This is a genomic window from Leucobacter sp. UCD-THU, from assembly GCF_000349545.1.
GTDB classification, from domain to species: Bacteria; Actinomycetota; Actinomycetes; order Actinomycetales; family Microbacteriaceae; genus Leucobacter; species Leucobacter muris.
In genome coordinates, this window is record NZ_KB714599.1 from 276,699 (window position 1) to 291,063 (window position 14,365).

Here is a 14,365-nt window from a genome sequence, read left to right on the forward strand (position 1 = left end):
GCGGACGGGTGTCGCGACGCGAGCCGCGCTGCGCGGCGGGCGGCACTCAGTGCTCGGGGAACCACCACTCGGGTGAGAGGGCGACGACCGAGCGCAGCACCTCGTCGTGGTCGGAGGAGCCGCTCAGCAACCAGGCTTTGATCGCGCCGACGAGGCCGTGGGCGAAGAATCTGGCGACGATGCTGCGATCCACGTCGGGCAGCGGCGGCTGCAGTCGGGAGCGGCTCTCGAGGTACTGCTCGAGGGTCTCGGTGAAGTGGTCGGCCAGCAGGTTCGGCACCGTGCCGTCTTGCGGGGAGTCGATCGACAGCTCGTAGAGGTTGCGGTGGCGGTCGATGTGGTCGAGCACCTCGCTCACGCTGGCCCGGAGGAACTCGACGGGGTCTGCGCCGTTCGCAGCGTAGCCGTCGACGAAGCGGGTGCGGGCCTGATCGAGGTCGAGTGAGAGAGCGGCACCGAGCGCCTCGGCGGGGGTGGTGAAGTGCTTGTAGAAGGTGACGCGGTTGATGCCGGCCTCGGCTGCGAGCTCGGAGACGGTGATGCTGGGAACGGCCTTCTCGGTCGCGAGCTCGATGATTGCGCGATTCAGCGCGGCCCTGGTTCGGACGATTCTCGCGTCGGTCATACGACTACCTTAGTGCGCCGACCCCGAAGAAGTATCGGAAACCGGGCGGGTGAGCTCTGCGATGCGCTCGGCCGCCTCGGGGTGGCGGCGCTGCAGCAGCTCGCGATCGCCGAGCTCGAAACCCTGCCATTCGAACGGCGGGGCCATGGTCGTGCCGATGAGCGACCAGGGGCCGAGGGGTGAGGATCCCTGCATCACGCCCGGCGGCACGACGAGCTGCGGCAGCTGCCCGGCGTCGGGGTCGGGGCCGAGCAGCCGCTCTTCTGCGCGGCCGTCGGGATGCAGCAGCAGCAGGCGGAGCGGGGAGCCCGCGTACCAGTGGTAGACCTCGACCGAGTCGAGGGCGTGCAGCGCCGAGAAGTCGGGGTCTGCGAGCAGGTAGTAGATGGCGCTCGAGTGCTCGTCGAGGTGCATGCGGCGGAAGAGTCCGCCCTCGTGCTCGAGCGGCTCGAGGCCGAGGTGCCGCACCCAGCGAGCGGCCTCGGCCGGGAGCCCCGCGAGGTCGGCCGGCTGCGCCCCCGCGTGCGCGGTCGGGCTGCCGCCCGCAGACTCGCTCACGCCAGCGCCGCTTCCCGTGTCTTGCGGAAGCGCTTGCTCATGAGGATGAGCACGAGCAGGGTCACGACGTAGGGTCCCGCGTCGGTGAGCTGCTGCGGCAGGCCGAACGACTGCAGGCGGAAGCCGATGGCGTCGGCGAAGCCGAACAGCAGGGCGGCGCCGAGCACGCCCACCGGGTGGGCCCGCGCGAGCATGACCGCGACGACGGCGATCCAGCCGCGACCCGCCGACATGTTCTCGGTGAACTGCACCACGTTGCCGAGCGCCAGCTGCGCGCCGCCGAGGCCCGCGAGGGCGCCTGAGGCGATGACCGCGCCCAGCTGGTAGCGCTGCGGATTGACGCCCATGGTGGCCGCCGCGAGGGGCCGCTCGCCGACGCCGCGCAGGCGCAGGCCGAGCGGTGTGCGGAACAGCATGATCCACAGGGCGGGCACGAGCAGCAGCGCGAGATAGCCGAGCGGCGTGAGCGAGAACAGCGCGCCGAGCACGGGGATGTCGGCGAGCACCGGGATGCGCCACACCGGGATGCCGTCGATGCCGGGATCCTGGAACACGCCCTGCACGTTGAAGATCGCGACGAGCAGGAAGCTCGTCATGCCCACCGCCAGGATGTTCATCGCGATCGCGAGCACGATGGGGTCGCCCTTGCGGTAGACCGACCCGTAGCCGAGGATCAGCGAGAACAGCGCGCCGGCGATCATCGCGACGATCACGCCGACGATCCAGTTGTGCGCGAAGAACGAGGCCGCGACGCCGCAGAACGCGCCGACGAGGATCATGCCCTCGAGGCCGATGTTGAAGATGCCGACGCGCTCGGCGAGCATGCCTCCGAGGGCCGCGAGCAGGATCGGGATGAGCGAGCGCAGCACCGAGGAGACGAGATCCTGGTCGAACAGGTCGAGGAAGTTCATCGCTCGGACTCCTTCTCGGCGGCGGTGTCGGGCGTCTCGGGAACGGCTGCCCCGGTGAGGGCGGGCTGCGGTTCGCCCGGCGTCGGCAGCGGCGGGGGAGCCGCCGCGCCCTCGCCGCCCGCCCGCCTGCGGCGGAACCGCGGCAGTGCGACGCGGAACGCGAGCAGGATGATGACGAGCGCCTGGATCACGGCCGCGATCTGGGGCGACAGGCCGAGCTCGCGGCCCATTGCGTCGCTGCCGACCATGATGGCGGCGAAGAAGGTGCCCGCGATCACGATGCCGACCGGGCGGTAGAGAGCGAGCAGAGTGACGAGCAGGGCCGTCCACGCGTAGTTGGTCTGCACGAAGTAGCCCTCGATGAGGCGCGTGTTGGGCGCCCCGATCACGAGCATGAGGCCGAAGAGGCCGGCGAGGCCGCCCGAGAGTGCCATCGTGCGCAGCACCAGCGGCCCGGGCTTCACACCGCCGTAGCGCACGAACTCGGCGTTCTGCCCGCTGAGGCCCGACTCGAAGCCGTAGCGGGTGCGGCGGTTCATGAAGATCGTCGCGATGACCACGAGGATCAGCACGATGAGCGACCAGTTGACGCCCGTGAGCACGGCCGTGACGGGATTCGTGGCGCCGAGGCTGCCGCGCAGCGTCTCGGCGAGGCCCGAGTCGCGCGGCACGATCATCGACAGCTGCACCTCGGGCCGCACCTGGTCGCTCGCCACGAGGTCGGAGCTCGACTCGTCGAGCCGGAAGCGGATGAGCCACGACGAGAAGTAGCGCGCCGGGTAGTTGAGCAGCAGCGTGGAGAGCAGGATCGGCACGCCGAGCAGGTTCTGCAGCACCGCGGCGATGAGACCCCAGGCGGCGCCGACGACCACCGCGGTGACGAGGGCGAGCAGCAGCACGAGGAAGGCCGGGCCGGGCACGTAGATCGCGACGATGCCGCCCGCGAGCGCGCCGAGACCGGCCTGCCCCTCGGTGCCGAGGTTCAGCACGCCGGCGCGGAAGGCGATGGCGATGGCGATGCCGATTCCGATGATCGGCACGGCGCGCTGCAGCGTGTTCGCGAGGCCGGCGCCGGTGCCGAACGACCCCTGCAGCATCGCGGCGTACCCGCTGAGCGGGTCGACGCCCGCGATCAGCATGAAGCAGGCGCCGATGAGGAAGGCCAGCACGATCGAGACCGGGATCGGCCCCGCGAGCCAGCGCCCGATTCTCTGCAGAGCGCTCACAGTGCGGCTCCCTTCCCGTTGTTCTGCGCCGCGGTCGAACCGGCGAGCGCCGCCGCGAACGCGCCGGGGCGATGTCGCTCCTCGGGTTCGTGGCCCGCCATGTAGAGACCGAGCAGCGCGTCGTTCGCCTCGGACTTCGGAACCTCGGCGACGATGCGCCCCTCGAACATCACCAGGATGCGCGACGACAGCGACATGATCTCGCTGAGCTCGGCCGAGATGAGCAGCAGCGCGCCTCCGTTGTCGCGGTATTCGCAGAGCTCGCGGTGGATCGCCTCGATGGCGCCGATGTCGACGCCGCGGGTGGGCTGCTCGGCGATGAGCAGGGGAGAGCGGTAGTCGAGCTCGCGGGCGACGACCACCTTCTGCAGGTTGCCGCCCGACAGGGTGCCGACGGGTGTGGTGGGCCCCGCGATCTTCACGCCGAAGCGCTGGATCAGGCGTTTGGCGTGCTCGAGCATCGCCGAGCGCGAGAGCAGGCCGCGCTGCAGGATCGGCGCTCGGCGGTGGTGACCGAGGGCGAGGTTGTCGATCGCGTCGGCGGTGCCGGCGCTGCCGACCGCGTGGCGATCCTCGGGGATGTAGGCGATGCCCCCGTCGCGGCGCTCGGCGATGGTGGCGCGGCTGAGGTCTGAGCCGGACACCGAGACGGTGCCGGCGCCGACCTGGCGCATGCCGATGATCGCCTCGGCCAGCTCGACCTGCCCGTTGCCGGCGACGCCCGCGATGCCGACGATCTCGCCGGCGCGCACGAACAGCTCGGCCTGCGAGACGGCGTCGCGCTCCCCCGTGCCGGGAACGGTGAGGCCCCGCACGTCGAGCACGACCTCGCCGGGCCGCTGAGCGGGAGGAGGGGTGCTGAGGTCGACGTCGCGGCCCGTCATGTGCCGGGTGATCTCGGCGGGCGAGCTCTCGGCGGTGACCAGCTGGGCGACGTTGCGGCCGTCGCGCAGCACGGTGACCCGGTCGGAGATCGCCATGACCTCGTTCAGCTTGTGGGTGATGATGATGATCGTGCGGCCGTCGGCTTTGAGGGCGCGCAGCACGTCGAACAGGCGCTTGGTCTCCTGCGGGGTGAGCACGGCGGTGGGCTCGTCGAGGATGAGCACACGCGCCTCGCGGTACAGCGCCTTCACGATCTCGACGCGCTGCAGCACGCCGACGGGCACCGAGTCGACGCGGGCGCCCGGATCGATCGAGAGGCCGTAGCGCTCGGCGATCTCGGCGACCTGGCGGCCGGCGGCCTGACGATCGATGAGCCCCCACTTCGTGGGCTCGGCGCGGAACACCACGTTCTCGGCGATGGTGAGCGAGGGGAAGAGCTTGAACGACTGGAAGACCATGCCGATGCCGGCGTCGATCGCGTCGAGGGGCGAGGAGAGCGTGCGGCGCTCGCCGCGGATGAAGATCTCGCCCTCGTCGGGTTGGTAGACGCCCGCGAGCATCGACATCAGGATCGACTTGCCCGCGCCGTTCTCGCCCATGAGGGCGTGGATCTCGCCGGTCTCGACCTCGAAGTCGACGTTGTCGTCGGCGAGCACGCCGGGGAAGCGCTTGGTGATGCCGCGCATCGAGACCTCGGCGACCATCATCGCTCCTTCGTTCGTGTGCCGTGCGAGTGTTCTGAGTGTATGCGACACCACCGACAACGCCGCCCGGGCCTGCGCAGCCTGGGCGGCGTTGTCGGAGCGGTCGTTACGCGGTGGGGTCCTTGACCTCGATCTTGCCGCTCACGATGTCGTCGCGGGTCTGCTCGACCTGCTCGAGCACCTCGGGGTGGTCCATCACGGTGCACTGCGAGTCGGCGGCGTCCTCGGTGAGGCTGACGATCGTCATGCCCTCCTCCGCGAGGCCGAACGAGGTGGTCGCCTCGGTCGAGCTCTTGCCGTCCATGATCTCGCCGACCACGGTCTCGACCACCTTGTCGACGGCCTTGATGGTGCCGTCGACCACGAATCCGGGCGCCATCGGGCACTGGTTGGCGTCGACGCCGTAGGCCGAGAAGCCCTTCTCTGCGGCGGCCTCCATGATGCCGCCGTTCGCGGCGGCGCCGACGGCGAAGACCTGGTCGACTCCGGTGCCGGCGAATGCGATCGCCTGCTCCTTCGCGCGAGCGGTGTCGGCGAACGGGTTGTCGCCGCCGATGACCTGCGGGGCGACGGTGTCGACCTCGGGGTTGACGCTCTTCGCACCCTCGGCGAAGCCCTCGGAGTACTTCGCGAGCAGCGGGATGTCGAGCGAGATGACCGAGCCGACCTTGTCGGCCTCGGTCAGCAGGCCGGCCTCGACGCCGAGCAGGTAGGACGGCTCCTGCTCGCGGAAGGTGGCCTGGTAGAGGTTCTCGGGGGCGCCCTCGACGAAGGTGTCGATGAGCACGAACTTCTGCTGCGGGTTCTGCTCGGCGAGCTCGACGGCCACGTCGCCGAACTGGAAGCCGAGCATCACGATGACCTCGGGGGCCTCGGCGATCGCGGCCTCGAGGTTCGAGCGGCGCTGAGCGTCGTCCTTCGACTCGAAGGTCTTGGCGCTGCCCTCGAACTGCTCGGCCACGCGGTCGATGCCGACCTTGCCCGACTTGAGGAACTCGTTCTGACCGATGGGGTCGCTCGTGATGTAGATGAACGAGGGGCCCTCGGCGCCCGCCTCGGAGCCGCCGTTGTCGCCACCGCCGCCGGAGCAGGAGGTGAGCAGGAGCGCGGCCGAAGCGGCGCCCGCGATCAGGGCCGCGCGGGCGCGACGCTTGGTGAAGAACATGGATGATCCTTTCGAGTGGAACGGGGACAGCGGTAGAAGCTTAGGCGCGCAGATCCTCGAGCGGCACCTCGGCGAGGGTCTCGCCGCGACCGGGCAGGATCACGCGCCGCTCGGTCACGATGGCCGTGATGAGCTCGTGCGGGGTGACGTCGAAGGCGGGGTTGACCGCGCCGACGCCCTCGGGTGCGGTGCGGGTGCCGCCGAAGCCGGCGACCTCTGCAGCGCCGCGATCCTCGATCTCGATGTCGGCGCCGCTCGCGGTCGACATGTCGACCGTCGACTCGGGGGCGACCACGATGAACGGCACCCCCGCGTGCTGCGCGGCGAGCGCGAGCGAGAACGAGCCGATCTTGTTGGCGGTGTCGCCGTTCGCGGCGATGCGGTCGGCGCCGATGAACACCGCGTCGGCGATGCCGCGCGAGAGCAGGAAGGGGCCGGCCGAGTCGATGAGGAGCCGGAAGGGGGCCTCCATGCGCTGCAGCTCCCACGCGGTGAGGCGGGCGCCCTGCAGCAGCGGACGGGTCTCGAGCGGGAACGCCTCCTCGAGAGATCCCTGCTCGAGCAGGGTCTGGATCACGCCGAGCGCGGTGCCGCGCTCCACCGTGGCGAGGCTGCCCGTGTTGCAGATGGTCATGACGCGCACGCGGTCCTTGCCCGTGAGCTCGCGCGTCAGATCCGCGCCGCGCAGGCCCATCGAGACGCAGGCCGCGATGTCCTCGTCGCGGATCGCGAGCGCCTCATCGAGGATCGCCTCCGCGCCCGCGTCGAGCCTCGTGAGAGCGCGATCCACGCCCCAGGAGAGGTTGACCGCGGTGGGCCGCGCCTCGCGCAGCAGCTTCGCCTGACGGCGCACCTCGTCGCGATCCAGCTCGGTGTCGCCCCCCGCCTCGGCGACGCTCGCCGCGATGAGCGCGGTGCCCATCGCACCCGCGACGCCGAGCGCCGGGGCGCCGCGCACCGCGAGCCGCTGGATGTCGTCGATGAGCTCGGGGAGCTCGGTGACCCGCAGCACCTCGACGCGGTGCGGCAGCAGGGTCTGGTCGATCAGTTCGATGGCTCCGTCGACCCAGTCGATCGTGCGCAAGCGGTGCCCCCTATTGGATATCGCGGATGACTGCAGTACAGAATACCGCTCCCGATCGCCTTCCGGGTTCACGAGTCGGTTACAAGACGTTCACAGGAGAGAGCGCGTGTCACTTCCGCCGTCGCGCCACGAGCGGCGTACCGTGTGAACTGTCGGGCAGGGCGCCCGACCGAGGGAGGCCCGCCGGCACCGCTCGGAGTGCCAACCTCGCTGAAACGGGGCAACCGCCCCGGAGCAGAGGAGCCATCGTGGCCGAAACCCAGCACCCCGCAACTCCCGCCCCGTCGACGCAGGCGCCCGGCGCGCACGAGAGTCTCGACGCAGCGCAGCAGGCGCAGCGCACCTACGTGATCGACACGTCGGTGCTGCTCAGCGATCCGTCGGCGCTCTTCCGCTTCGCCGAGCACTCCGTCGTGCTTCCCGTGGTGGTGGTCATCGAGCTCGAGAAGAAGCGCCACGATCCCGAGCTCGGCTACTTCGCGCGCCGCGCCCTGCGCATCCTCGATGAGTTGCGCGAGAAGCACCTGCGCCTCGACTTCCCGGTGCCCGTCGGCGACGCGGGCGGCACGGTGCGCGTCGAGCTCAACCACTCGAGCATCGAGACGCTGCCGAGCGGCATGCGGCTCGGCGACAACGACACGCGGATCCTCGCCGTCGCGCAGAACCTCGCGGGGGAGGGCCTCGACGTCACGGTCGTGTCGAAGGATCTGCCGATGCGTCTCAAGGCCGCCGCGATCGGGCTCGGGTCCGAGGAGTACCGGGCCGAGCAGGCCCACGACGACGCCTACAGCGGCACCGCCTCGATCGACCTCGACGAGGAGCGGATGCGGGAGCTCTGGGACGAGGACGGTCTCGGGGGCGTGGCCGAGGTCGAGGGCCTGCCGCGCGGCACCGGGCTGATCGTCACCTCGCCTCGCGGATCCGCCCTCGGCCGCGTGGACGGCCCGGGATCGCTGCGGCTGGTGCGCGGCGACCGCGAGGTGTTCGGCGTGACGGGCCGCAGCGCCGAGCAGCGCCTCGCCATCGACCTGCTGCTCGACCCGAACTTCGGCATCGTCTCGCTCGGCGGCAGCGCCGGCACCGGCAAGTCGGCGCTCGCGCTCGCCGCAGGGCTCGAAGCGGTGCTCGAGCGGCGGCAGCACCGCAAGATCATGGTGTTCCGGCCGCTGTACGCGGTGGGTGGTCAAGAGCTCGGCTACCTGCCGGGCGACCGCGAGGAGAAGATGGGGCCGTGGGCGCAGGCCGTGTTCGACACACTCGGCTCGATCGTCTCGGAGAACGTGCTCGACGAGGTGATCGCGCGCGACCTCATCGAGGTGCTGCCGCTCACCCACATCCGCGGCCGCTCGCTGCACGACGCCTTCGTGATCGTCGACGAGGCGCAGTCGCTCGAGCGGGGCGTGCTGCTCACGATGCTCTCGCGCATCGGCCAGAACTCGCGGGTGGTGCTCACCCACGACGTCGCGCAGCGCGACAACCTGCGGGTGGGCCGCTACGACGGCATCGCGGCCGTGATCGAGAAGCTCAAGGGCCACCCCCTCTTCGGGCATGTGACCCTCACGCGTTCCGAGCGCAGCGAGATCGCGGCGCTCGTGACGGAGCTGCTCGACACCCCCTGAGGCGAGCCGAGGACCGCGGCCGAGCCCCTCCCCGATCATCGGGGAGGGGCTCGGCCGCGCGGGTGCTCAGCTCGGGCGCTGCCGCGCGAGCTCGTCGAGCCGAGCCCGCACCACGGGCCAGAACGCGTCGGCCCAGACCTCGTAGCCCCGATCGTTCGGGTGGAAGGCGTCCTCGGCGAACTCCGTGAGGATGCCCCGCACGCCCCGGGCCCGCGTCGCCTCGTAGATCGGCACCACCGCGAGCCCCCGATCCTGCGCGACGGTGCGCAGGATCCGGTTCGCCTCGCGCACCCGGCGATCGTTCCAGGGCAGATGGAAGCAGGGCACTTCGCCCACGATGGTGTGCGAGGGCAGCGCGTCGATGATGGTCGAGATGTTGCGGTGGAACGCCAGCGGATCCCACTGCGCGATGTCGTTCGCCCCGATGTCGAGCGTCACGAGATCGGGGCTGCGCCGCGCGAGCACTTTCGCGGCGCGGGGCAGCTGGTCGCGCGCGCACAGATTCGACGGCGCCCCCGAGACCCCGAGGTTCGTGACCGCGATCGGCTCGCCGAGACAGGCCTCGATGCGATCGGCGAGCTGCCCCACGTAGCTGTGCCCCGGCGTGCTCGCACCGATGCCCTGCGCCGTCGAATCGCCGAGCGCGAGATAGAGGAAGTCGCCCGGCTGCTTGCGGCGCTCGCGCCACCAGGCTGCGGTCACCGGCTGCATCTCGGCGAGCCGCATGAGCGGGCGGTTCGCCCACGTGTAGAGCCGCTGCCACTTCACCAGCTGCGCGATGGTCGCCGCGGCCGACAGCGCGAGGGCTTTCGCTCCGAGTGCGGGGGATCGGGCCAGCATCATCCCTCCAGCGTAGCGACCGTCCCTGACCCGGTTCCCGGGCGGGGCGGGGCAGAGCGGGCCAGAAACACGAGGGGGTTCGGGATCACCCGATCCCGAACCCCCGGCGCGTGAGCGCTGCGCTACTTGGCGACGCCCGGGTGCGTCATCGAGAGCAGGTCGAGGGCCTTGTCGAGGTCGGCCTCCGAGACCTCGCCGCGCTCGACGTAGCCGAGGTCGACCACGGCCTCGCGCACGGTGATGCCCTTGGCGACCGAGTGCTTCGCGATCTTCGCGGCCGCCTCGTAGCCGATCAGGCGGTTGAGCGGGGTGACGGTCGACGGGCTCATGCCGGCGAGCGCCGCAGCGCGCTCGACGTTCGCCTCGAGGCCCTTGACCGTCTTGTCGGCGAGCACGATCGAGGCGTTCGCGAGCAGGCGGATCGACTCGAGCAGCGCGGTGCCCATGACGGGGATCTGCACGTTGAGCTCGAACGAGCCCGACGCGCCCGCCCACGCGATCGTCGCATCGTTGCCGATGACGCGCGCGCACACCATGAGCACGGCCTCGGGCACGACGGGGTTGACCTTGCCGGGCATGATCGAGGAGCCGGGCTGCAGATCGGGGATGTGCAGTTCGGCGAGACCCGTGTTGGGGCCCGAACCCATCCAGCGGATGTCGTTGTTGATCTTCGTCAGCGACACGGCGATGGTGCGCAGCGCGCCCGAGGCCTCGACGAGGCCGTCGCGGTTGGCCTGCGCCTCGAAGTGGTTGCGGGCCTCGGTGATCGGCAGGCCGCTCGAGGCCGCGATCTCGGCGATGACCTTCTCGGGGAAGCCGAGGGGGGTGTTGATGCCGGTGCCGACCGCGGTGCCGCCCTGGGGCACCTCGGCGACGCGGGGGAGGGCCGCCTCGACGCGCTCGATGCCGTAGCGGATCTGGGCGGCGAAGCCGCCGAACTCCTGGCCGAGCGTGACGGGGGTGGCGTCCATGAGGTGGGTGCGGCCCGACTTCACGGCCGACTTCCACAGCTCGGCCTTCTGCTCGAACGCCTCGGCGAGGTGCTCGAGCGCGGGCTTCAGCTGCTCGATGAGCGCCCCGGTGACGGCGATGTGCACCGAGGTGGGGAAGACGTCGTTCGACGACTGCGACGCGTTGACGTGGTCGTTCGGGTGCACGGGAGCGCCGAGGTGCTTCGTGGCGAGGGTCGCGAGCACCTCGTTCATGTTCATGTTCGACGACGTGCCCGAGCCGGTCTGGTAGGTGTCGACCGGGAACTGATCGTGGTGCTCGCCGCCGATGATCTCGTCGGCCGCGGCGACGATGGCGTCGGCGATGCCGGCGTCGAGGATGCCGAGCTCCTTGTTGGCGATCGCAGCGGCGCGCTTGATGCGGGCCAGGGCCACGATCTGGGCCGGCTCGAGGCCCTTGCCCGAGATGGGGAAGTTCTCGACGGCGCGCTGCGTCTGAGCGGCGTAGAGAGCGTTCTTGGGGACGCGCACCTCACCCATGGTGTCGTGCTCGATGCGGTACTCGATTTCGGTCACTGTGCTTCTGCTTCCTTTACTGGTGGGGCGTCCCCCCGAGCCTGTCGCAGGGGGACTGAGCGCGGCAGCGGCCCCCTCGACGGGCTCGGGGGCCGGGTTCTGACGGAGATCAGTCGATCGGGGCGAGCTCCAGCTCGACCGGGCCGACCACCGTGTAGGGCACGGCGCGCCCCTCGGTGAGCCGGTACTGGCAGCCGACGATCGCGAGCCTGCCCGCGTCGACCGCGTCGCTGATCGTGCGCGAAGTGCGCAGCAGCTCGTTCACGGTCGCCGCGAGGTGCAGGCGCCCCACGGCGTTCGCGTCGATCCTGCTCGCGTCGGCGTAGGGAGTGTCGGAGTGGTCGCGCAGCCAGAGCTGCTGCACGGAGGGCTGGATCGGCGCCAGCGTGTTGCGCACCGAGACCGTGACGCCGGAGGGCTCGCGGCTCGACTGGTCGATCGCGGCGGCGACCGCCCCGCAGGAGTCGTGCGCGAGCACGACGATGAGCGCGGACCCGAGCTCGGTGACGGCGTACTCCATCGATGCGGTGATCGACTCTGCGACGACGTGGCCCATGTTGCGGGCGATGAACAGGTCGCCAAGGCCGCAGTCGAAGATGATCTCGGCGGCCATGCGCGAGTCGGCGCAGCCGAAGAGCGCGACGTCGGGGGTCTGCTGGTTCACGAGCTCCGTGCGGCGCTCGACGTCCTGGTTGGGGTGCGCCGAGGCGCCCGACACGAAGCGCTCGTTGCCCGCGGCGAACGTGTCCCAGGCCTGCTGCGGGGTGACGCGGGGGGCGGTCATCACTGCTCCTTCGGGGTGTTGAGGGAATCGGCGACCTCGGCCGCCAGCAGGCGGAGGGTCGCCGGGGAGTCGGTGCCGTAGACGAGGACCGTGTCGCCCTGCCACTCACCCTGCAGGCCGAACAGCATGTTGCTCGAATCGGGGTTGCGGTCGGGGTGCTCGTAGACGATCCAGTCGATGCCGCCGAGCAGCTCGGCGCCCGTGGCGGACTGCTGCTCGAGCGCCTGCGAGACCCACTTCTCCTCGACGGGGGCGCCGTCGGCGGTGAAGGCCTGCACGACGGCCGCGTAGGCCTCGTGCCCGGTGGTCTCGTCGACGGTCGTGTAGTCGATCTGCCAGGAGGTGACGCCGTCGCGCTGACGCAGGCCCGCGCTCTTCGCCTTCCAGCTCTCGGGGGCCGCGGGAGCGGCGAGGGTGCGGCCGGCGCTCGGTGCGGCCTCGACCGCCAGCGACGCGACGTCGACCGAGTGATCCTCGAACGCGCTCTTGCCGCCGATGAGTCCCGGGGCCATGAGCACGATCACGACCATGAGACCGAGACTCACGAGCAGCGAGAAGACCAGGTTGTTGACGGTCTTGCGCTGACGGTAGAGGCGGCTGTCGTTGGCCTTGCGCGTCGCGGTCTCGGCTGCGGTCTCGGGGCGGCCGAGCTCGGCGACGACGACGGGCGGTTTCTGCTTCTTCGCCATGCGCTACGCGTCCGCTCCGGAATCGGAGCCGGCGGGCGCGCCCTGCCTGGCGGCCTCGAGGCGCTGCCTCGCGCCCAGCAGCCACTCCTCGCACCGCGCGGCCAACGCCTCGCCGCGCTCCCAGAGCTGCAGGGACTCCTCGAGCGTGATGCCGCCCTGCTCGAGCCTCGTGACCACCTGGACGAGTTCGTCGCGCGCCTGTTCGTAGCTGAGCGCGGCGGGATCCTGGCTTGCCGTTTCTGCCATGCCGCCCAGCTTACCTTCCGCCGCTGACAACCGCGGCCCGCCGGCCCCCGCTCAGGACTCCGCCGGCGAGCCGGCGGAGCTCGCGTCGAGGCGGCCCCCCGACAGCGACAGCCGGATCCGGGTCCCCTCCGGGGCATCGACCGGATCGCGCAGCACCTCATCAGGCGCCCCGTCCGGCCCCATGAGCTGCGCGATGGCGTACCCGCGCTGCAGCGTCGCCTGCGGCGAGAGCGCCCCGAGGCAGGCGCGCGTCTCGACGAGCGAGCGGGCGCGATCCTCGATCGCCCGATCCGCGAGCTCCGTGCCCCGCGCCACCCAGCGCACCAGCTCCTCGGCCCGCTCGTCGACGATGCGCTCCGGCTGCGCCAGCACCGGGCGACCGCGCAACTGCGTCACACGATCCGTCTCGTGCGCGAGCAGCTGCCCCAGCCGTGCGCTCATGCGCGCCCGCGCCTGATCGAGGCCCGCGAGCTCCTCGCCCACATCCGGCACCACGCGCTTCGCCGCGTCGGTGGGGGTCGACGCGCGCAGGTCGGCCACGTCGTCGAGCAGCGGGCGATCCGCCTCGTGCCCGATCGCGCTCACGAGCGGCGTGCCCGCGCTCGCCGCCGCGCGCACCACGCGCTCGTCGCTGAACGGCAGCAGGTTCTGGAAGTCGCCTCCGCCGCGCGCGACGACGATCACCTCGACCTCCGGATCCCGATCCAGCGCCTCGATGCCCGCCGCCACCTCGCCCGCCGCGCGGTCGCCCTGCACGGCCGCGTAGTGGATCTTGAAGCGCACGCCCGGCCAGCGCAGCGTCGCGTTGCGGATCACATCCTTCTCGGCGTCGGAATCCCGGCCCGTCACCAGCCCGATCAGGCCGGGCAGGAAGGGCAGGGCGCGCTTGCGACCCGCGTCGAACAGCCCCTCGGCCTGCAGCTGACGGCGCAGCCGCTCCAAGCGCTCGAGCAGCTCGCCGAGCCCCACGTGCGAGAGCTCGAAGACCTGCACCGTGAGGCTTCCGCCCTTCACCCAGAAGTTCGGCTTCACGAGCGCGACCACGCGGTCGCCCTGCGCGAAGTCGCTCGTGAGCCGCTGCGCCACCGAACGCCACACCGTGAAGCTCACCGTCGCGTCCTGGCCGAGATCCTTGAGCTTGCCGTAGACGTGGCCGCCGCGCAGCTGCCACTGCGTGATCTCGCCCTCGATCCACACCTGCCCGAGCCGGTCGATCCACGCCGCGATCTTCTCGCTCATCAGGCCCACGGGCCAGGGGGCGTCGCGGGTGGCGGGGGCGTTCGATCCTGCTTCGGCCATGCCGCCCAGCATAGGGCGTCGCGTTCGTGGGGGCGCGGTGCGCGGCGCGCGTGCGGGGCCGGGCCGGGCCGCGCGTGCCGCGGCGTGCCGCGAGTGCCCGCCGCGTGCCGCGAGTGCCCGCCGTGTGCCGCGAGTGCCCGCCGTGTGCCGCGAGTGGTCGAAATGTGCGCGGATCGGCGCGAACCGGAGCCCTTTTCGACCACT

The 14,365-nt window shown here is 71.1% G+C and carries 14 protein-coding genes; 1 reads left to right on the forward strand and 13 read right to left on the reverse strand.

The genetic code is table 11. The features are described from left to right. Positions 1-46: 46 nt before the first annotated feature. From H490_RS18830 to mtnA, 7 genes are all read right to left on the reverse strand, one after another. Complete coding sequence (locus tag H490_RS18830) at positions 47-625, reverse strand: TetR/AcrR family transcriptional regulator (RefSeq protein ID WP_017882959.1); 579 nt, start codon at positions 623-625, stop codon at positions 47-49. Between the two features lie 9 nt (positions 626-634). After that, positions 635-1,183 (reverse strand): cupin domain-containing protein, encoded by a 549-nt coding sequence (locus H490_RS18835; protein WP_017882960.1) that lies wholly within the window; start codon positions 1,181-1,183, stop codon positions 635-637. Then, positions 1,180-2,094 (reverse strand): ABC transporter permease, encoded by a 915-nt coding sequence (locus tag H490_RS18840; protein ID WP_017882961.1) that lies wholly within the window; start codon positions 2,092-2,094, stop codon positions 1,180-1,182. The genes H490_RS18835 and H490_RS18840 overlap by 4 nt, the downstream gene beginning before the upstream one ends. Beyond that, a complete protein-coding gene (locus H490_RS18845) occupies positions 2,091-3,320 on the reverse strand; it encodes an ABC transporter permease (protein WP_017882962.1) in 1,230 nt (409 codons plus the stop codon). The genes H490_RS18840 and H490_RS18845 overlap by 4 nt, the downstream gene beginning before the upstream one ends. Next, a complete protein-coding gene (locus H490_RS18850) occupies positions 3,317-4,909 on the reverse strand; it encodes an ABC transporter ATP-binding protein (RefSeq protein ID WP_051066137.1) in 1,593 nt (530 codons plus the stop codon). Before H490_RS18850 ends, H490_RS18845 begins: the two co-directional genes overlap by 4 nt. 106 nt (positions 4,910-5,015) lie before the next feature. Continuing rightward, complete coding sequence (locus H490_RS18855) at positions 5,016-6,074, reverse strand: BMP family ABC transporter substrate-binding protein (protein WP_017882964.1); 1,059 nt, start codon at positions 6,072-6,074, stop codon at positions 5,016-5,018. A 40-nt stretch (positions 6,075-6,114) separates the two neighbouring features. Next, positions 6,115-7,158, reverse strand: coding sequence for an S-methyl-5-thioribose-1-phosphate isomerase (gene mtnA / locus H490_RS18860; protein WP_017882965.1), 1,044 nt, complete (start codon positions 7,156-7,158; stop codon positions 6,115-6,117). Between the two features lie 248 nt (positions 7,159-7,406). Here mtnA and H490_RS18865 point away from each other — a divergent pair, with 248 nt between their 5' ends. Continuing rightward, the gene (locus H490_RS18865; protein WP_017882966.1) at positions 7,407-8,777 is read left to right on the forward strand and encodes a PhoH family protein; all 1,371 of its coding nucleotides are present in this window, start codon (positions 7,407-7,409) and stop codon (positions 8,775-8,777) included. 66 nt (positions 8,778-8,843) lie between these two features. Here H490_RS18865 and H490_RS18870 read toward each other — a convergent pair whose 3' ends face one another. From H490_RS18870 to xseA, 6 genes are all read right to left on the reverse strand, one after another. Next, a complete protein-coding gene (locus tag H490_RS18870; protein WP_017882967.1) occupies positions 8,844-9,620 on the reverse strand; it encodes an SGNH/GDSL hydrolase family protein in 777 nt (258 codons plus the stop codon). Between the two features lie 119 nt (positions 9,621-9,739). Beyond that, on the reverse strand, positions 9,740-11,143 hold the full coding sequence (locus tag H490_RS18875) for a class II fumarate hydratase (RefSeq protein ID WP_017882968.1): 1,404 nt from the start codon (positions 11,141-11,143) through the stop codon (positions 9,740-9,742). A gap of 109 nt (positions 11,144-11,252) precedes the next feature. Next, positions 11,253-11,927 (reverse strand): carbonic anhydrase, encoded by a 675-nt coding sequence (locus H490_RS18880; protein WP_017882969.1) that lies wholly within the window; start codon positions 11,925-11,927, stop codon positions 11,253-11,255. Next, positions 11,927-12,616, reverse strand: a complete 690-nt coding sequence (locus tag H490_RS18885) for a DUF4245 family protein (RefSeq protein ID WP_017882970.1) — start codon at positions 12,614-12,616, stop codon at positions 11,927-11,929. Before H490_RS18885 ends, H490_RS18880 begins: the two co-directional genes overlap by 1 nt. Before the next feature lie 3 nt (positions 12,617-12,619). Beyond that, on the reverse strand, positions 12,620-12,862 hold the full coding sequence (locus tag H490_RS18890; RefSeq protein WP_017882971.1) for an exodeoxyribonuclease VII small subunit: 243 nt from the start codon (positions 12,860-12,862) through the stop codon (positions 12,620-12,622). A gap of 51 nt (positions 12,863-12,913) precedes the next feature. Beyond that, positions 12,914-14,161 carry an exodeoxyribonuclease VII large subunit gene (xseA, locus tag H490_RS18895; protein WP_041204993.1) on the reverse strand — a complete coding sequence of 416 codons (1,248 nt, stop codon included), beginning with the start codon at positions 14,159-14,161 and terminating at the stop codon, positions 12,914-12,916. Positions 14,162-14,365: the final 204 nt, after the last annotated feature.